The following is a 19,009-nucleotide window of genomic DNA, read 5'->3' as shown; positions in this document are numbered from 1 at the left end:
TCCTAGCCATTTCCAGCTTGGCCAGCGCTTTTCACAAACGATTATGGATCATAGTTTCACAAAACCGCTGATCCGGTTCATAGCAGTTTGACCTGCGCCCACTAAATCTATGTTAATTTGGCATTAGCTGGACTCGATAGTGACCACGGCGCGCTGCGCGCTGGCACCTTCAGAAGCCTTGTCAGCAGACCCCACCACCCGCGAAACGCAGCAGTTCATCTTCTGATTCAGGCGCTGCTGGCGCTCGCTATAGAACACGTCGCGGTGATCAATGATGCCGGTGAGCTCGGTGATGCGCACTTCACAGAGGCCGCATTCGCCCTTGCGACAGTCAAACATCATGTCCGCGCCCGCGTCCTCGAGCGCTTCCAGCATGGAGCGATCCGTGGGGACGCGCACTTCGAGATTCAGTTTGGGAACGCGAACAATGAACTCTTCGGGGTCATACCAACCGCTATTTCCGAAGGTTTCGTATCGCAAATTCGGTAGGTCCAATTCGCGTTCAATCCACGCGCGGCGCACGGCGTCCATGAGGCGGATGGGTCCGCACATGTAGAGCTCCGTGTTCAGGTCCACGTCGTTGAGCAGTTCGGCGACGGAGAGCGACGTGCCCTCGTCGTCGATGTGGGCTTGGAATCGCTCGCCGTGCTCGGCCTCGAGTTCTGCGAAATACGCCATCGCTTCACGGCTACGTCCCACGAAAACCAGGGTGTAATCCGCCTTGAGTCGCTTCAACACCCGTGCCATATTCGCAATCGCCGTCACGCCAATGCCACCCGCAAGCAGCACGTACTTCTGCGCGCCAACCCGCAGTGGGAAGTTCTGGAGCGGCTGAGTGATCCGCAACGAATCCCCCACGGAAACCGTATGCATGAACTCGGAACCACCGCGAGACAGCGGCGCCTTGAACACGCTGATGGCAATCCGCGAACCGTCCTCGGACGAATCCACCACCGAGTAAGAGCGCTGAACGTCCTCGCCATCAATCTGCACCAGCAGATCAATGTGGGAGCCAGGCTCCGCCTTCACCGGCAATTCCGGAGCAAAAACAATGCGTTTGATGTCGCGCGCAATCTCGGAGACCTCAACAACGGTCGCCGATTGCCACACCTGCGTTTGTGAAACCGCCATTAGGACGCCACCAACCGGCCTTCGGCCTCCAGCATCGCGGTGAGGATGCGGCGCACCCACATGCCTCCGGAGTCGATGTTGAGGTTGTAGAACTGGTAGTCCGGATTCGCGTCGATCGCGGCTTGCTGGGCTTGCAACATGGCCTCGTCTTCGGCGAAAACACCGTGCACGCCATCGCGCAATTGCGTGGTGATGAGCTGGCTGTCTAGGCGGTAGTTGCGCATGAACGCCCAGAAGTAGTGGCTGGATCGATCAGTTTCCGGGGTGATGGTGTTCATGACGTAGCCGTTGACGCCTTGGCTGCGGTCGCCCTGGGGCGCACCGGTGCCGGCCTTGGCAACGCCAACGTCAATACGAATAGTGCTCGGCGCTTCGAAGTGAATAATCTGCCAGCGATCCACCTTGCCCTCGAAACCAGGGAACTTGTCCCGCATATTCTTGAGCCAGAATGGCGGCGCATCGATGTTGTGCATCCAGCGCGTGACGGTGACGCGGTTGCCCTCATGTGTCACCACAAAGTCGGATTCGCTCAGCTCATCCTGGCCAATCGAGGACGAGTGCACGAACTCCTCGTGCGTGAGGTCCATGAGGTTATCGAGGATCAGCTGGTAGTTGCAGTCCGCGTGAATCGTGAGGCCGTCGCCGGCCCATTCCTCCGACGTCATCTGGGACATGTCCGGCACCAAGTCCGGATCCGCAAGCGTTGGGTCGCCCATCCAGATCCACACGTAGCGGTAGCGCTCCACCACTGGGAAACTCGGGACGATCGCGCTCGGGTTGATGGTCTCCTGCGCAGGCATGGAAATGCAGCGTCCAGCGGAGTTGTAAACAATGCCGTGGTAGGGGCATTGCAGGCCGTCCTTGCCCACAACCTTGCCCTGCGACAGCGGCGCGAGGCGGTGCCAGCACGCGTCGGCGAGCGCCACAGCGCGCCCGTCTTCCGTCCGATAAAGCGCCACCGGACGGTTGGCAATGCGGCGTGACATGGGCTTTCGGGTCACTTCGTGATCCCACGCCGCGACGTACCAGGCGTTCAACGGGTGCGGCAGAATCTTGGCGGTCACGGTATTCGTGCTCATGGGTTGTCCTTTCGAAACTAACTATGTGCATAGTTAGTTGGTTGGCTCAATAATACCTATGGAGATAGTGAGTTGCAACACATTCTTGTGCGCACTTCTTGAGGACGACGGCGCAGCTCGGCCCTGCGGGCAGGCTCAGCTCCGCGAGCCTCATCTTTCGGAGGTCCGCCTGCACCTTCCGATGCTTCGCAACCTTCTTTGGACGCGAAATCAATCCGGGCATGGCCAGTGGCCCACGGCGTAATAGTTGATGTTGTGACCGATCTTGAACATCAGGTCAGCGAAGGCCGTTGGCTTGACCCATTCACAGCCCGTGCCTTCGTCGCAGGCGATATCGATGATGAGCGCAACGATAGAATCAGCTCATGGTCGCTATCACGTGGTTCCGAGACGATTTAAGGCTTGCAGATCACGCGGCACTCAGTGCGGCGGCGAAAGATCCGGACGGAATCGTGGCGCTATACGTACTCGATGACGAAACTGCCGAAGTCCGTCCCCTTGGAAGTGCCGCTCGATGGTGGCTTCACGAGTCGCTCCAACAACTTGAGCGTTCTCTGGCCACCTATTCCATTCCATTGATTCTGCGTCGCGGCCCCGCAGAACAGGTGCTCCCCGAGGTGGTGTCAGAGGTCGGAGCCACCGCTGTGCACTGGAACCGCAGGTACGGAGCGGCCCGGGCTCTCGATGCTCGACTTAAAGAGTCGCTCACCGCTCGTGGAATTACTGCCCACTCCTACCACGGCAATCTGTTGTTCGAACCGTGGACAGTCACGAATTCCAGCGGGGATCCCTATGCTGTGTATTCAGCGTTTTGGCGAGCATGCTTGAGGTCGCCTGAACCCGACCATCCGCTTCCCATTCCAACCACACTGATCCCAGGTGGCCAGCAACCTTATAGCGAAGACCTAACGGCATGGAATCTTCAGCCCGTAACTCCTCGTTGGTGGAACGGATTTCACGACCGCTGGGTACCCGGCGAAGCGAAGGCACTCGAAAAGCTCACTCATTTCCTGGATAGCGCCGTGACTAGGTATCACGAAGAGCGTGATTTTCCAGCGCGAAGCGCTACTTCTGAGCTATCTCCCCACCTACGCTTTGGAGAAATCAGCCCTCGAACCATCTGGCATATCAGCCGCGCGGCGAATCAAGAAGTTGAAGTATTCCTTTCCGAACTTGGATGGCGCGAGTTTGCTTGGCACACTGCTTACGCATTCCCAGACCTTCACCAACGATCACTCAACCAGAAGTATCAAGACTTCCCATGGCGCAAGGGGGGCGGCGAGGAGGTTCAAGCTTGGCAACAAGGCAACACCGGGTACGGGATAGTAGACGCAGGCATGCGAGAGCTGTGGCAAACCGGCTTCATGCATAACCGAGTCCGCATGGTGGCGGCATCCTTCTTGACGAAGAATCTGCTGGTGGACTGGAGGGTGGGTGAAGAGTGGTTTTGGGACACGCTCGTCGACGCGGATGAAGCCAGCAATCCCTTTAACTGGCAATGGGTAGCAGGTTGCGGGCGCGATGCCTCACCGTACTTTCGAATCTTCAACCCACAAACGCAGCAAAAGAAGTTCGATCATGACGGCCTCTACGTCAACTGCTGGGCTCCTGAAAGCGCCAACCTCGAACCCCTTGTGGATCTGTCCCACTCTCGCGGCGAGGCTCTGGCCGCCTATGAGTCAATAAGGCACTGAGCGAGCCCCACCATAATAACTATGGGTCATTCGGGTTACCCGCGTGGGTGGAGAGGTCGGCATGGTCAACATGACCCGCGCATCAACCATCAGCGGTTGGTGCGCGCTTCCCCTTTTGTCTAATACGCAGAAACTATTTCCGGTGATGAGGAGACTGCTTGGGACGCGAAATCAGTGCGTGAATAAGCAGCGCAATAAACACGACACCAGCAAGGCCAGCGCTAATGGCGAGGGTCAGATCGATGCCTTCGGCAGTCGGGTGAGCGTCCGGCGCCATGTGTGCCGCGAGCACCGCAGCCGAGACGGCGGTTCCGAAGGAGCTACCCACAGTGCGGAGAACCTGATTGAAGGAGACCGAGCTTCCGAGTTCTTCCGCAGCGACACTGCGCGCAATCAGTCCAGGCATCGCCGCGTAGCTCGCGCCCATTCCCAGACCAAGCACCAACATGCCAAGGAGGATCTCCCAGAGCTGCGCATGGGACAGCCACATGAGAAATGCGGATGCTGCCATGATGCATGAGCCCACCGGAAGCAGGGTTGCCAAAGGGATGCGGTGGGACACTTTGCGAACCACGCGGTTTGCCGTGAAGCTACCCACCGAAAGCGGGAACATCACCCATCCTGCCCAGAACACCTGCAGCGCGATGCCGTAGCCAGTGGTCGCCGGTGCCTGAGCAATCAAGCTGGAGATCGAAAGTCCCAGATACATCACGGCACCTAGACCGATGGCCGTGCTGTTAGCCAGCAGCACCTCGCCATTTCGCAGGACGCGCAAGTTGATGAGCGGATGTGCAGACGCCAATTCAACCTTGACCCACGCCCACAAAGTGATGACGGAAACCAAGAACGTGCCGATGGTCAGCAGTGATCCCCAGCCCCAGTTGGGGCCTTCACTGATGCCGAGCAGGAGCAACCCCAAGCCGAGACCCAGCAAGACCGCGCCAGCAAAGTCGAAGGGAGTCCGCGGAGCCATCTCATCTGGGCCCGCGGGAACCACGCGAAGCACCACAATGATGGCGCTGACAACAAAAAGCGCGGCAAACCAGAAAGCGAATCGAAAATCGAAGAGTCCCGCGATGATGCCTGTCAGCGGATAACCAATGCCGATACCCGTCGCCACCGTGACGGACAGACTCGAGATGGCAGAACGCACCTTGTCAGGCGTTACATAGCGACGAGCCAAAGCAATCGTCACCGGCACAATTCCATACGTCAAACCCTGCAATAGACGACCGACCAAGAAGATGGAGAAGTTCGGCGCCGTCGCTGCGATCACGGATCCAACAAAGATGATGGTGAGCGACCACAACAACAGCCGCTTCTTATGCGGCCCATCGCTGATACGCCCCATGACCGGCGTCGCCACGGCGCCCACCAGAAGGTTCGCCGTCAGCATCCACTGCGCCGCACTCACGGAAACATTCATTTCTCGCGAAATAGTGGGCACCAACAGCATGCCCAAAGAGCTGACGATAGCCGTCGACAGAGCCGCGTAAATAAGCGCCGGCCCGAGTTTAGATCGCACTTCAGTCATCGGCCGCCTCTGATCCCAACTTCTGAAGGACAGGAATGGCAGCGCGAAGGATGGCGCGCTCATCATTAGAGAGACGTTCCTGGATGGCCGTTTGCAGCCAAGTGACGCCGGCGTCCAATTCTTCCGTCAATTTCTGTTGGCCCGCTTCGGTGAGCGTTATCCAGGTACGACGGCGATCGTCGTCGTCCGGGATGCGGGCAGTAAATCCCAAGTGTTCGAGCTCTTTTGTAGCGAGCGAAATTGCTTGCTGGCTGACTTGAACCACGGCCGCGAGTTCCGTGGTTGATGCACGACCGTGCTCCGCGAGATGGCGCAGAACGCCCAATTTTCCGGGCGAAAGTGTCCGCCGGGAATTGAAGCGGAGGGAGAACGGGTACAGCGCTTCGTAGAATGAGCGCGTCATCAGTTCGTGAGGCAAAGAGTCATGAGGCACTCAGAAAGTGTACAAGCTACTTGTGTAAGTTGCTTGTACACTTTCTGCCCTAACGCCCTAGGCGGAGTTTTATCGGCCTCAGATCTGCTATTTCTTGCCGCTCCGAGCGTATGGATAATCTTCATCACGCTTCTGGAAAGCGAGGATGGCACGGTTCTGGATCATGCCATTCCGGATCTCGATCGCGCGACGAATCGGCTCGCTCTTGTCCCAGGCTTCTTCGCCGTCGAGCACCACGCTGATGAATGGCAGGAGCGCCTCGCTAATTTCCCAGCTCGCCGAGTTCCAGAGGTAGGAAGGGCTGTGGTCAACCGCGTAGTAGTTGATGTTGTGGCCGATCTTGAACATCGGGTCTGCGAAAGTGGTTGGCCTCGCCCATTCAAATCCCATGCCTTCGTCGCAAGAAACATCGATGATGATGCTGCCAGGAGTGAAGACTTCAAGATCCGAATTCCGCACGTACATCAGCGGATCATTAGGGTCCTGCAGCGTGCAGTTCACGACGATGTCGCTCTTGGCCAAATAGTTCGCGAGCGGCCAGCGGCCCTCTTCGGTGATGGCCTCAAGGGAATCGTCGACCTGATCGAACTGCACCATGTCCACCGAGTGGATGGGCGAAGCGACCGCGGCGACTGCCCGACTGGTCAGCACGTGAACGTCGTTAATTCCGTGAGCAAGAAGCGCAGTGACTGCACCACGCGCCGTCGCACCGAAACCGATGACCGCGGCGCTGAGCCTGCGGCCGTAATCGCCAGTTGAGCCCGCCAAAGACAGCGCGTGGATGACCGAGGCGTAGCCGGCCAGCTCGTTGTTCTTGTGGAAGACGTGCAGCCCGAAGCTGCCGTCGGGGCCCCAGTGATTCATCGCTTCGAAAGCGATCAGCGTCAGCTTTTTATCGATGGCCAGCTGCGTGATGGCATCGTCTTGCACGCAGTGCGGCCAGCCCCACAAGATCTGTCCATTTTTCATGTCTTCAAGATCTGAAGGCTGAGGCTTGGGCAAAAGCAGAATGTCAGAAGCCGCAATCACCTCGGCGCGCGTGCCGATTGAACCCACATATTTGCCGATTTCTGAATCGTCCATGCCGAAGGGCTCGCCGTAGCCGGATTCCACCATGATGCGGTGTCGATAGTCCTCGTGGATGCGCTCAAAGTGAGCTGGATGGATTGGCACCCGGCGCTCGTCGATCTTCTTCGAAGTTCCCAGTACACCCATAGAAAGGGTTGTTGCCGTAGCCATTATTCACGTCCTGTCGGGAACGCCGCGGTGGCGTCCCCATACCTTCAACGGTACAGGTGATCTCTGGCGAGATTAGACACGAGACACTCATTGGCAACAGAACTAGAGACTCTCGCCTAGCGAATGGGACAAGTCACGTACAGCGTTCTGCATTACTCGAGAGAAGAGTCAACACAAATATTGGATGCTGTAGATAATTGAAAACCCACTCCGAGATTTATCAATTCCTACAGCAAACCGTCCGCCCAAGTTATCTCAGCAACCGCCCGGGCAAGCGATCTCTGGTCCGAAGGGCTCTTAGAAGAATGGGGCTACCAAGGTAAAAAGCCACTCGAAGCATCATCTGAACACCAAGGCCGACACAAAGTCCTAGAAATCTTCCCCACGGCAACGTCAAAACGACCGCAAGTCAGTAAGACGCAATCTGCAACCACCAGGACACACACAATCCAAACCAAGACACCGGAACTCGGCTACTAGGTCTGCATCTGAAGGATCCGAGAAACCTACAGTTTCAGAGCCGTCGTTTGACTAGAGATTTTCGACGACTTGGGTTAGTCGATAATCTCCAAAGGTGGAAGCGCACGCACGAAACCAACCCAAATGCTAGGTCCGATGTGTGGAGATTTTCCCTTCTTTGGGAGCTCGAAGATCGGCAGACTGGGTCGAAATGTGGACAAAAGGAATCTAGGGAAATGATTGTTATGGGCCGAAAAGGTAAGTCCAACGAACCACACAGTGCGTCCTCTAAAAGCACGCCACGGAGATCACAGCTCCTCTTTGCTGTTCTTGGAATGGTCGGTATTGGGGTCATGGTTTTTGTCGTACTTTGGTTCATCGTGGCTGGCGTTGTTAATAGTTCTTGGCCATGGGAGCTGGCTAGTGAAGGAACAACGAGAGCTAGCATTCTTTCGACTGTCTTTGCAGCTGTCGCCGGTATGGGTGGTATTACCTATCTAACGATTGCATACCGTAAGCAGAGTGATAGTGAAGCACTGAGCTTTATGAATCGGCTAGAGAATGCAGCACGACAACTCAGTTCGTTTGATCCCACTGTTCAGTTTGCTGGGATCTATGCACTCGAAGCGTTAGCTGATGAAAGTGAAGAAGATAGAAAACAACTTTGTATTGATGTGCTTTGCGGATACTTGCGTCTTCCCTACCAAGGCAACGGAGAACCCAGTCTGTTGCGAGAAGTAGTTGAGAAAAGAACGTGGACTTTCGAACGAGGCAACGTTGAAGAGATTCGAAGCCACATCCTACGTCCAGCGGATCGCGAAGTAAGGCTCACAATTATTCGAACCATTACTAAGCATCTCCAAGCGCACTCGCCCAATTCTTGGTCAAACTTGAACCTAGACTTCACCGGCGTTTTGTTCGATGGCGGAGACTTCTCTGGTGCAGTGTTCTCCGGCAAATCAGTTAGCTTCTCAGGCGCGTCATTCACTGGAACAGAAGTAACTTTCAAGGACGCCGTGTTCTCCAGTGAAAACCTTGATTTTAGTATGTCTGAGTTCAGAAGCGAGCGGATAGATTTTACTGGCGCCACGTTCATCGGAGGTATGACGTACTTCAAACACGCAAGGTTCAGTCGGGGTGATGCAATATTTACTGAAGCCAAATTCCAAGAAGGAGGGACTGTCTCGTTTAGATATGCCAATTTCTCAGGAAGGCTTGTGGATTTTTCTTCGGCAGAGTTCTCCGGCGGCACACTAAATTTTGAAGAGGCAGTGTTCTCACGGGTGATGATGAACTTCAGCGACTCCGTGTTTTCTGGATCCTTACTTCTTTTCACTTGGGCACGCATCGAAGGAATGTGGCTCAACTTCCATGGCTCGACTTTTTCAGGAGGCGAGCTGAAATTCAGTAACACAGAAATGTCCCACGGCTACTTATCGTTCAACGACACAATCTTCGAGGAAAACGGCAAAGTGTCCTTCAGAAGGTCAAACTTCGTTGGCACAAAGGTCACTTTTAAAGATGTGGTGCTTGGCGGTGGATCACTGGACTTCACTAATCCACAGTCTTGGGAAGTTCCACCCATGGTTCCATGGAAAGAGGGGAAACCTCCGATCGGCGTTACGCCCGAAGAATGGCCCCCAACTGTGGCTACAACCGACCCCCCTAAATAGAGCTATGAACTTAAGATGAATTTACGTCGATACGTTTCAGCTCTCGATAGATCGTGGTCCGGGAGACGTTGAAGAGCTCCGCAAGTTCGCTCTGCGTGTGCTCACCCCGGGCGGCGGTCGACAACAGATGCTTCCGCTGCGATGCGGAGAGCTTGGGCTGCTTACCCTTAAGCTTTCCTTTGGCTTTCGCAATGGCCATGCCTTCTCTAGTACGCGCTCGGATCAGATCCGCTTCGAACTCAGCGACCATCCCAAGCACATTAAAGAGGAGCCGACCAACAGGGTCTTTCGGATCATAAATACTCCCGCCAAGACTCAACGCGACACCTTTTCGGTTCAGCTCATCAGCAATGTCCCTCGCGTCGGGGAGTGAACGTGCCAGGCGGTCGAGTTTCGTCACGACGAGAGTGTCGCCAGCACGCACGGCGGCGAGTGCTTTTCCAAGTCCAGGACGTTCGCGATTAGTACCGGTCAACCCGTGATCGACATACAAGTTCTCGGGCAGCACGCCCAAAGCGCTCAGTGCAGCTTGTTGGGTTGCGAGATCCTGCTCGCTCGTTGAAACGCGCGCGTACCCGATAAGAAGTCCCGTCATGCCCTCATTGTTGCAGTTACGGTGCCTTCATCGCGCACATTATCGTGCGAGTTTTACGTGCACATGCAACGGCCGAGAACTTGCGACCGATGTCAGAGTCCGAAGTCCTCAGCACTTCTGTCCATAGTCAACAGCACTGCCGCCCGCAAGAGGAACCTTATGTGGAATAACGGGATGACCCGTCGGTGAACTTGTATCCGATGTGGAATTGTTGGATCAGGACGTGATCTACGAACTCATCCTTGATACTTTCTGAAAATTCGTCGGCTTCACGCCAGTTGTCAAAGACACCAAGCACGGTGTTGTCAGGGGTGGCATCCTGTTGGACGATCCATACGACTTTTTTCACTAGTGTCCTTTTTGACCGTTTCAAATCAGGGTAACGCAGACACCAATGAAGGGTCAGTGGCTGTCGTTTTCTTCTAAGTCGACAGCACAGTCCGAAGTCCTCTGTCCCGCATCGGGTGACCGCAAGCGGAACGCTCATTGCTCAGCTGCCTGTAGGAGGCTTCATAGTGGGTGTCCCGTAGGTCGGTCTTCTATCGGAGCCTCCCTAAGCGGAACCTTCACTGGGAAGGCACACAAGACCAAAGTCCCGCTAGCCTCAAACGTCCCGGAGAACTTCGTAGGTAGACCAGAAATCATCCATGGAGCGCGGGCGCCCCAAGAGCAGGTCTTCCAAATACAGTAGGTGCGTATGCCAGCCAGGCAGGTAATTTGTTGCTTCGACCCCGAGTTCATCGTGAGTCAGAACCAGGCCGACGGCATCATCAACCGACGTGAGTTCGATCTGCAACTTCGAGAGATCCTCGTCTGGGAATTTCCAGGTCATTGATAGCAGCTGTTCTGGTTCACAAGCCAGGATCTGACTGGTACAGGAATAGTTTTCTGCGTGCTGGATCGTCACAACACCACCATTGACGAATGTCCCTTCTGTGAGGATTCCGAGCCACTGAGGTAGCGCGGTGGGATCTGTAAGACCCCACCAAAGACGGCTTATCGGAACATTCATGGACCACTCATGTATTACGCGCCCGTTGGCTTCTTGAATGGAACGATTCTTGAGTGGCATATCCAGAGATTAGCTCAGAAGGGCGTTTGCATGACAGCTTTGTAGAGAAAACCACGCGTGCCCCGAACGTTGTCCCGTAAGCCGGTCGTTCACCGGTACAGGTGCAGACAACTTCGGACACTAACTGTGACTGTTAACTTCGTTTGGCGGTTGGAGCACAAATAGTTTTGGCGGTTAATGTTCACTTAAGCGGGTTATGGATGCCTGTTGGCCCTCTTTAGCTACGTGCTAGGAATGGGTTAAGTTAGGCGTTAGCTTGCAAGGCGCGGTACGTATGGTTTCATGCGCCAACAATCAGCGCGCCGATACCCGCGACCAAAAGTGAGCCGCGCCCCCGACTTACCCATGTTGGGCTTCCTCACCTCGAGCATCGAAAGCCAGGTCGCCTACCAGCAGCGAAAAGGTGAAACCGATGCCAGCGATGCTGATTCATTTGGTGTGCAGGTCAGCGATGAATGATTCGGCTCGTTCCAGGTTCAAGGCCAGTTTATCGCGCTTGGTGATCGCCCGCTGGGTGTATTCAGTGAGCTTCACACGAGCAGTTTCGTTAGCAGGTTCAGCGGCTAGTTTGTCCACTGTGTCTAGCAGTTCACCCATCTCTTCCAAGGTGAAACCCAGTGGTTTCATGGAACGGATCACCAGCATGCGTTTCAAATCTGATTCGGTATACACGCGAAATCCTCCCTCGCTGCGGGTGCTTGCTGGCAGGAGACCCACCTCGTCGTAATGGCGAATGGTGCGATGTGAGAGACCTGTCGCCTCAACCATGTCTCCAATATGCAGGGTGCGCGTATTAGCAGCCGCTGGTGTGGGTTCAGGCATGAGTTCCTCCGTGATCGTCAATTACAACCCTACCCTCACGTTAGGTTAGTGTGGGGTTAGATTTTTCAGGCCCTACCGAACAGGTAGCCCTTGACTCCTCCTGAGCGCAATGACGCGCCGCTAAGAATTCTATGCACTCCCAAGGGCTTTTGCCCTAAATCCATCAATGAATGGAGACTCCTTCGTGAGCACACAAACACCTGCAGAACCCCAGGCCCTCACGCCAGTAGAGCGCCAATCGGTGCTGCGCACCCTGAAATCCCCGCGACTACTCAAAACCGAAGTCCTCGCCGGGCTCGTCGTTGCTTTGGCCCTGATCCCTGAAGCCATCGCCTTCTCCATCATCGCCGGAGTCGACCCTCGCATTGGTCTCTTCGCGTCCTTCACCATGGCGGTCTCGATCGCCTTCCTCGGCGGACGCCCCGCCATGATTTCAGCCGCCACCGGTGCTATCGCCCTGGTGATCGCCCCGTTGATGGAAAGTCACGGGATCGATTACTTCATAGCCGCAGTGATCATGGCCGGAATTTTCCAAATCATCTTGGCATTGCTTGGGGTCGCTAAGCTCATGCGCTTCATCCCGCGCCAAGTGATGGTCGGTTTCGTCAACGCTCTGGCCATCCTGATTTTCATGTCTCAGGTTCCCGAGCTTCTCGGGGTCCCCTGGCTGGTCTATCCACTGACTGCGCTGGGACTTTTGATCGTCTTCGGCCTGCCTAAATTGACCACCGCGATCCCGGCTCCGCTGGTCGCCATTGTCGTTTTGACCCTCATTACCGTCTTCGCGTCCCTGGCTGTTCCCACCGTCGGGGATAAAGGAGAGCTGCCCGAAAGCCTACCCGCGTTATTTTTCCCTAACGTTCCACTGAATTTCGAGACGCTGCAGATTCTCTTCCCCTACGCTTTGGCCATGGCCTTCGTGGGACTACTTGAATCACTGATGACCGCGAAACTTGTCGATGATGTCACTGACACGCACTCGAATAAGACCCGCGAATCCTGGGGTCAGGGTGCAGCGAATATCATCACCGGATTCTTCGGCGGCATGGGCGGGTGCGCGATGATCGGGCAGACCATGATCAATGTGAAAGCTTCTGGAGCGCGAACGCGAATTTCCACTTTCCTCGCTGGTGTCTTCCTGCTCATCTTGGTCGTAGTCTTGGGTGATATCGTCGCGCTGATCCCGATGGCCGCACTGGTCGCGGTCATGATCTTCGTATCGATCGCCACCTTCGACTGGCACAGTATCAAGCCCTCCACGCTGCGCATGATGCCCAAGAGCGAAACCACCGTCATGCTGGTCACCGTGATCTTCACCGTCGCCACGCACAACCTCGCGATCGGTGTCGGGGCCGGTGTGCTTACTGCCATGGTGCTCTTCGCCAACCGCGTCGCGCACTTCGTGACCGTGACCCGCACAGTCGAAGAGCATTTTGACCAGGAAATTGCGAAGTATGTCGTCGACGGCGAATTGTTCTTCGCTTCCTCCAACGACCTATACACCCAGTTCAACTACGCAGAGGACCCTGAGGACATCGTGATCGACATGCATCAGTCGCATCTGTGGGACGCCTCGACCATTGCGGCCTTGGATTCCATCACTGACAAATATGAGAAGTATGGGAAGAACGTGGACGTTCAAGGGCTGAACCAAGCCAGTGCCAACATGCGCGAACGCATGGGTGGAAAACTCGGCGGCGGTCACTAATACATTAAGGAATGAAGAGGTATCGACGGAATCAGATTCCGCCGCTACCTCTTATTGTGCGTGTCTCAAAAATCTAAAGCTTTTTGAGACTCTACCTAGAGTAGAAACTTGTCGCATCAAATACTTGGAAAACGCGGGCTGTATTTGTCTTATAAACTCGTCCCAACGTAAAACGTCTTACCTGCTTGCCGCACAGGGGTTTTTGAGTCACACTGGGCAGGTGAGGCATTTGGGATACACACGAGTGAGCACTTCGAGCCAAGACGCGGCCTTGCAACTCGACGCTCTTGCTGCAGCGGGGGTGCAGAAACGCGACGTGTTCGCCGATGTGACATCCGGCAGCCGGAGCGCGATTGAGCGGCCCGGGATGAAGAAACTGCTCGAGTACGCGCAGTCCGGGGACACCGTGGTGGTCTGGCGAGTAGACCGGCTCGGGCGATCCCTGATCGATGTTTTGAACACCGTGAACCTCTTACGAGAGCGCGGGGTTAATGTCCGCTCCATTTCCGATGGCATAGACCCGGCCACGTCGACCGGACGGATGATGCTGAACATGCTCGCCTCATTGGCCGAGTACGAGCGAGAGCTGATCGTTGAACGAGTCAATGCCGGCATTGCTGCCGCCCGGCAATCCGGAACCCGTTTCGGCCGGCCGGTCTCTGACCCGGCGGTGATTGCCGATAAGCTCGCGATCGCCAAAGATGCCCGCGCCAGGGGACGCACCGCCGAAGACGCAGCACGTCTGGTTGGCTGGAGCCGCGCGACGTTCTACCGCCACTTGGGCCAAGAATCCGCCTCTGTCAAGAGCCTGTGATCGGCCATGTCCCGGCGAAGCGAAACGCGCAGGGACGCACCGCTGGGACAAAACCAGAATGGCAGCAGTACCGTGAAAGCAGGAACCTCTTACAGCGGCCTGATCAAGGCAACGGCACGCTGGGAAATACTGCGGCAACACGTCGAAGACGGAGTGCCGCTGACGGTCTTGGCTGAGGAACACCATATCGGCCTGAGGACACTGCAGCGATGGCACCAGAGCTTCAAGCTCCAGGGGAAGCCTGGTCTGGAACCGGTGGCACAGGGCAAACGCGGACGCCGGATGCCCAGCGACTTCGTGAAGCTGGTCGAAGGCCTCGCCTTAGCTAAACCGCCCAGGACCACTGCAGCCATCCACCAGCAAGCTAACAAGGTGGCGCTCCACCTGGGGTGGGCACCGGTTTCCTACTCCACCATCCGCTCGATTGTCGGCGAGATAGATCCCGGGATGATGACACTGGCGCAGCAAGGCGCGGCGGTGTACCGCGATAAGTACGAACTGGTCTGGCGCCGCCGCGCCGAACGTCCGAACTCGGTGTGGCAGGCTGATCATACCGAGCTCGACATCCTGGTCCTAGATGCTAGCCACCAGCCGGTCCGCCCGTGGCTCACCACGATCATGGATGATTACTCGCGAGCCCTATGCGGGTACATGATCTTCACCGGTGCTCCCTCATCCTTGAATACGGCATTGGCGTTGCGTGAGGCGATCTGGCCCAAAAAGACAGCTGATTGGCCGATGTGCGGAATCCCTGATGTGCTCTACGTGGACCACGGAACCGATTTCACGAGCCACCACTTGGCGCAGGCTGCCAGAGACTTGCACTTCGAAATCACTTTCTCCGCAGTAGCCCGGCCACAGGGCAGGGGAAAGATTGAGCGTTTCTTCGGTACGTTGAATACCGAGCTTTTGGCCCGACTACCGGGTTACTTGCACAACGTACGCAATCCCAAACCCGGACTATCGATTAGTGAACTGGACACGGCGCTAGGTGAGTTCATTGGGCAGAATTACCACCAGCGTGAACACCAAGAGATCAAAGAAACACCTCAAAAAGCGTGGCAGGGCAACGGCTGGTTGCCGCGTCTGCCTGAATCCATCGATGAACTGAACCTGCTGCTGCTCACGGTCGCCAAACCTCGAATCGTCCACCGCGATGGGGTGCACTTCCAAGGGCTACGCTACATATCTCCCTTGCTGGCTGCCTATGTCGGAGAATCCGTCATCCTTCGCTACGACCCGCGAGACGTTGCCGAGATTCAGGTCTTTCACCATGGCCAGCACATCTGCAAAGCTGTGGATCCCACGCACGAACGATCCATCATGACCTTTAAGGACGTCCAGAAAGCACGCTCTGCACGAAAGCGTCAGCTGCGCGGACAAATCAATGAACGAATCGCCACCGTCGCGGAATTTCTAGCGGCCGGGCAACCAACAACGGAGGCACCCCAGCCTGATCCGGCGGTCCACCGAACCAAGAAAACGAAGCTGCGCACTTACGCGGAGGACGAGTAATGGGACCAACAACTTTTATCGCAACGAAAGAGCACCGCCGCTTCACTGAGTTCGCCAATGCGGTGCGTCGGCAGCGGACTATCGGGGTCTGCTATGGACAAGCTGGAATCGGCAAAACCCTATCGGCTAAACGTTATGCCAACTGGAGCCCGAAAGCCGAGGCGTTAATAGAGGAATGGGGTCGACGGGAGGACAGTGACCTCCAGATCTACAAGGATCTGGCCAAAACGCGGACCGTCTTCTTCACCCCAGGGGTTCTGACGACGCCTAAGCAAATCAAGGATGAACTCTCTCTGGTCACCACCCGGACCTCGATCTGTATCCATCAACATCTCGATACTTTAGGTGCCACGAATGGCCCGATGAATCAAGACAAGCATGTTGAGCTGATCATCGTTGATGAGTCGGAGCGACTCAACGCCACTGCCTTAGAAGTGCTACGAGATAGGTATGACAGGAACAATATCGCTCTGATGCTGATTGGGATGCCTGGCATCGAAAAGCAGTTCAGTCGATACCCTCAGCTCTATAGCCGTGTTGGTTTCGCTCACGAGTACCGTCCGCTTGCTCAGGATGAACTGCATTTCGTTTTGCAACGAAAGTGGCGTGCCCTCGGCAAAACTCTGGACTTGGAGGACTTCACCGATACCCAAGCTGTCGCGGCGATCGCCCGTATCACGCGAGGTAATTTCCGGCTGATCGATCGACTCTTCACACAGATGCAGCGAGTCATGAAAATCAATGAGCTGGACACGATTACCGATGATGTTGTTGAAGCTGCTCGATCCACGCTAGTGATCGGAATCAGTTGAACCGCCAATAATAGGTGCGCAGAAACCGCCAAACGAAGTTAACAATCACATCTGTCCATAGTCAACAGCACTGCCGCCCGCAAGAGGAACCCCTTGCGGGACACTCACTATCGCGGCCGCTGTCTCTGTGATTCTCGACGCTAAATATCGCAGAATTTACGACGCCAAATGTCGCAGTCCCAAGAGTCGGAAGATGTCTCGCACAGCCAAGGCTCCAGTCCACCGGGCGACCGTGAAGCAGCCCAAGTCCCAGATGGGACGCGTGAGTCAATGGTTGCCCTCTTATTGACTGGCAGGCATTCCTGGCCACGACACCCGCAACTACAGGGGAGGGCCGTTGATCAGATGTAGCGGCAGACCTGGTCGGTGGAGCAGGAGTCCGGTTCCAGCGTGCTGGCATCTTCGTGGAGCTGGGAGATGGTTTCTCTGAGGGCCAGGAGTTCGGAGATCTGGGCATCGATTTCACCGAGGCGCTGCCTCAGCAGGCCCTGGACGTGCGAGCACGGTGTTTGGCCGAGCTCGCGGATCTTCAGGATCTGCCGGATCTGGGCAAGGGTCAGCCCGGCGGCCTGGCCCCTGTGAATGAATCCGATCCGACCCACCGCATCCTCGGCATAGTCCCGGTAGCCGGAGGCCAGGCGCTCGGCAGGAGGGAGCAGCCCCGACTCCTCGTAGAACCGCAGAGTCTTGGTCGTGGTTCCGGTCGCTTCCGCGAGCCGTCCGATCCTCATGTTCGCTGATGCCCTTTCCGATGGCCGCAACACTTGACCTTCCATTGTACTGGAAGGTTCATAATTGCTCATAGGACGTTTTGGCCCACAGAAGAAGAGGCATCTAATGAACAACGAACAGTTCGATTTAGCGATCATTGGCTCCGGCGGCGGAGCGTTTGCGGCCGCGATCCGAGCCACTGGCATGGGCAAGCGCGTCGTGATGGTGGAGCGTGGCACTGTGGGTGGGACATGCGTAAATACCGGCTGCGTGCCGTCCAAGGCCTTGCTTGCCGCCACCGAGGCCCGCCATGTGGCGCTGGACTCCGCCCGCTTCCCCGGGGTGGAGACCTCTGCGAGCCCGGTGGACATGCCCGCCCTAATCCAGGGTAAAGCCGCGTTGGTGGAAAGCATGCGGTCGGAAAAGTACGTCGACCTGGCTGCGGACTATGGCTGGACCATGATCGAGGGGGAAGCCTCGTTCACCGGGGCCCAGGAAGTGCCGCTGCTCAACGTCGCTTCCCCGAACGGCGCGCTGCGAACGATCGAGGCCGAACACTACCTCGTGGCCACCGGAGCCGCGCCATGGGTGCCGTCCGTCCCAGGACTGGCCGAGTCCGGGTACCTAACCTCGACGACGGCGATGGAACTGGACGAGGTGCCCGAATCGTTGTTGGTCCTGGGCGGGGGCTATGTTGCCATGGAAATGGCGCAGCTTTTCTCCCGGCTGGGCTCCCGGGTTACCCTGCTGGTTCGCTCCCGGTTGGCTTCACAGGAAGAGCCGGAGGCTTCCAAGGCGCTGGCTGGCGTGTTCGCCGACGAGGGTATTCGGGTGGTCCGGCGGGCCACCGTGGACAGCATGGAGCGCGATGAGGCCAGCGGAGGGGTCATCGCCTCCGCATCCGTGGCCGGGGGAAAGGAAGTGTTCCGGGCTGACCGACTGTTGGTGGCCACGGGACGCCGTCCTGTGACGGAAGGATTGAACCTTGATGCCGTGGGCGTGACGACCGGCGCATCCGGTGAGATTGTCGTCGACTCCCGCCTGGCCACGTCCAACCCGCGCATTTGGGCCGCCGGGGACGTGACCGGGTATCGGGAGTTCGTCTATGTCGCAGCGGCCCACGGTGCCCTGGCCGTGGAGAATGCGTTCACTGACGCCGTGGCTGAGGTCGACTACCGACACCTGCCGCGGGTCACCTTCACCAGCCCCGCTCTCGGGTCGGTCGGGATGACGGAGAAGGAAGCTGTCGCTGCCGGGATCCGTTGTGAGTGCCGGGTTCTGCCCCTGGAGTACGTGCCGCGCGCCGTGGTCAACCGCGATACACGCGGCTTCATCAAGGTTGTCGCTGAGCTTGGCACCGGACGGATCCTGGGCATCTCCTCAGTGGCCAAGGACGCTGGAGAGATCGCGGCCGCTGGCGTCTACATCCTCGAAGCAGGAATGGCCACCGCGCAGGTCGCCGCCGCTTGGAGCCCCTACCTGACGATGGCCGAGGGTATCAGGATCGCATGCAAGGCCTTCACCACCGACGTCGCAAAGCTCTCCTGCTGCGCCTGATCCACAACCCCCTACCGAAGCAAAGGAATGCCAGGCGTTGTCATTTCGCCTCGCTGTGCAGGGAGCGAACCTTCACCGCGACGGTTGTTCAAGATTTGCGATCCTCAACAGACCGCACAAAGTGCTCATGTTCTATCGGGATGAGCACTACGGTGGCCCCT

17 protein-coding genes are annotated in these 19,009 nt (G+C 56.8%); 7 read left to right on the top strand and 10 right to left on the bottom strand.

Translation table 11 applies throughout. From position 1 onward, the window contains the following. Window positions 1-123 precede the first annotated feature (123 nt). Both HD598_RS08800 and HD598_RS08795 read right to left on the bottom strand, forming a co-directional pair. Window positions 124-1,131, bottom strand: coding sequence for a PDR/VanB family oxidoreductase (locus HD598_RS08800; protein ID WP_183665266.1), 1,008 nt, complete (start codon window positions 1,129-1,131; stop codon window positions 124-126). Beyond that, window positions 1,131-2,210, bottom strand: a complete 1,080-nt coding sequence (locus HD598_RS08795; protein ID WP_183665264.1) for a Rieske 2Fe-2S domain-containing protein — start codon at window positions 2,208-2,210, stop codon at window positions 1,131-1,133. Before HD598_RS08795 ends, HD598_RS08800 begins: the two co-directional genes overlap by 1 nt. A 365-nt stretch (window positions 2,211-2,575) precedes the next feature. On the opposite strand from HD598_RS08795, the gene HD598_RS08790 reads away from it, so the two are divergent. Next, window positions 2,576-3,904: a cryptochrome/photolyase family protein gene (locus HD598_RS08790; protein ID WP_183665262.1), complete on the top strand. Its 1,329-nt coding sequence runs from the start codon at window positions 2,576-2,578 to the stop codon at window positions 3,902-3,904. 133 nt (window positions 3,905-4,037) lie between these two features. On the opposite strand, the gene HD598_RS08785 is transcribed toward HD598_RS08790, so the two are convergent. From HD598_RS08785 to HD598_RS08775, 3 genes are all read right to left on the bottom strand, one after another. Then, a complete protein-coding gene (locus HD598_RS08785) occupies window positions 4,038-5,438 on the bottom strand; it encodes an MFS transporter (protein ID WP_183665260.1) in 1,401 nt (466 codons plus the stop codon). Then, window positions 5,431-5,871, bottom strand: a complete 441-nt coding sequence (locus HD598_RS08780) for a MarR family winged helix-turn-helix transcriptional regulator (protein WP_221244627.1) — start codon at window positions 5,869-5,871, stop codon at window positions 5,431-5,433. Before HD598_RS08780 ends, HD598_RS08785 begins: the two co-directional genes overlap by 8 nt. 87 nt (window positions 5,872-5,958) lie before the next feature. Then, complete coding sequence (locus tag HD598_RS08775; protein WP_409366201.1) at window positions 5,959-7,113, bottom strand: N(5)-(carboxyethyl)ornithine synthase; 1,155 nt, start codon at window positions 7,111-7,113, stop codon at window positions 5,959-5,961. Between the two features lie 692 nt (window positions 7,114-7,805). Between HD598_RS08775 and HD598_RS08770 the strand changes: the two genes are divergently transcribed. After that, a complete protein-coding gene (locus HD598_RS08770) occupies window positions 7,806-9,242 on the top strand; it encodes a pentapeptide repeat-containing protein (RefSeq protein ID WP_183665256.1) in 1,437 nt (478 codons plus the stop codon). 10 nt (window positions 9,243-9,252) lie between these two features. Here the strand turns inward: HD598_RS08770 and HD598_RS08765 are convergent, their stop codons facing one another. The 4 genes from HD598_RS08765 to HD598_RS08750 form a co-directional block, all read right to left on the bottom strand. Further along, window positions 9,253-9,837 carry a recombinase family protein gene (locus HD598_RS08765; RefSeq protein WP_183665254.1) on the bottom strand — a complete coding sequence of 195 codons (585 nt, stop codon included), beginning with the start codon at window positions 9,835-9,837 and terminating at the stop codon, window positions 9,253-9,255. A gap of 157 nt (window positions 9,838-9,994) precedes the next feature. Beyond that, on the bottom strand, window positions 9,995-10,186 hold the full coding sequence (locus HD598_RS08760; RefSeq protein WP_068731916.1) for a hypothetical protein: 192 nt from the start codon (window positions 10,184-10,186) through the stop codon (window positions 9,995-9,997). Window positions 10,187-10,441: 255 nt separating this feature from the next. Then, window positions 10,442-10,849: an SRPBCC domain-containing protein gene (locus HD598_RS08755; protein WP_260170708.1), complete on the bottom strand. Its 408-nt coding sequence runs from the start codon at window positions 10,847-10,849 to the stop codon at window positions 10,442-10,444. 489 nt (window positions 10,850-11,338) lie between these two features. Continuing rightward, window positions 11,339-11,731 carry a MerR family transcriptional regulator gene (locus HD598_RS08750; protein ID WP_183665250.1) on the bottom strand — a complete coding sequence of 131 codons (393 nt, stop codon included), beginning with the start codon at window positions 11,729-11,731 and terminating at the stop codon, window positions 11,339-11,341. 166 nt (window positions 11,732-11,897) lie between these two features. Between HD598_RS08750 and HD598_RS08745 the strand changes: the two genes are divergently transcribed. The 4 genes from HD598_RS08745 (at window position 11,898) to HD598_RS08730 (ending at window position 16,580) form a co-directional block, all read left to right on the top strand. Further along, window positions 11,898-13,439, top strand: a complete 1,542-nt coding sequence (locus HD598_RS08745) for a SulP family inorganic anion transporter (RefSeq protein ID WP_183665248.1) — start codon at window positions 11,898-11,900, stop codon at window positions 13,437-13,439. A gap of 220 nt (window positions 13,440-13,659) precedes the next feature. Then, window positions 13,660-14,253, top strand: coding sequence for a recombinase family protein (locus HD598_RS08740; protein WP_035762867.1), 594 nt, complete (start codon window positions 13,660-13,662; stop codon window positions 14,251-14,253). Between the two features lie 72 nt (window positions 14,254-14,325). After that, entirely contained in the window at window positions 14,326-15,768 is a 1,443-nt protein-coding gene (locus HD598_RS08735) for a Mu transposase C-terminal domain-containing protein (RefSeq protein ID WP_311539000.1), read from the top strand. Further along, window positions 15,768-16,580: an AAA family ATPase gene (locus HD598_RS08730; RefSeq protein WP_183665246.1), complete on the top strand. Its 813-nt coding sequence runs from the start codon at window positions 15,768-15,770 to the stop codon at window positions 16,578-16,580. Before HD598_RS08735 ends, HD598_RS08730 begins: the two co-directional genes overlap by 1 nt. Window positions 16,581-16,921: 341 nt before the next feature. On the opposite strand, the gene HD598_RS08725 is transcribed toward HD598_RS08730, so the two are convergent. After that, complete coding sequence (locus tag HD598_RS08725) at window positions 16,922-17,311, bottom strand: heavy metal-responsive transcriptional regulator (RefSeq protein ID WP_183665244.1); 390 nt, start codon at window positions 17,309-17,311, stop codon at window positions 16,922-16,924. Between the two features lie 106 nt (window positions 17,312-17,417). Between HD598_RS08725 and merA the strand changes: the two genes are divergently transcribed. Continuing rightward, window positions 17,418-18,848, top strand: a complete 1,431-nt coding sequence (gene merA / locus HD598_RS08720; protein ID WP_183665243.1) for a mercury(II) reductase — start codon at window positions 17,418-17,420, stop codon at window positions 18,846-18,848. Window positions 18,849-19,009 lie beyond the last annotated feature (161 nt).

Source organism: Neomicrococcus aestuarii, from assembly GCF_014201135.1.
Lineage (GTDB): Bacteria > Actinomycetota > Actinomycetes > Actinomycetales > Micrococcaceae > Neomicrococcus > Neomicrococcus aestuarii.
This window is presented reverse-complemented; position numbering and strand designations above follow the sequence as displayed.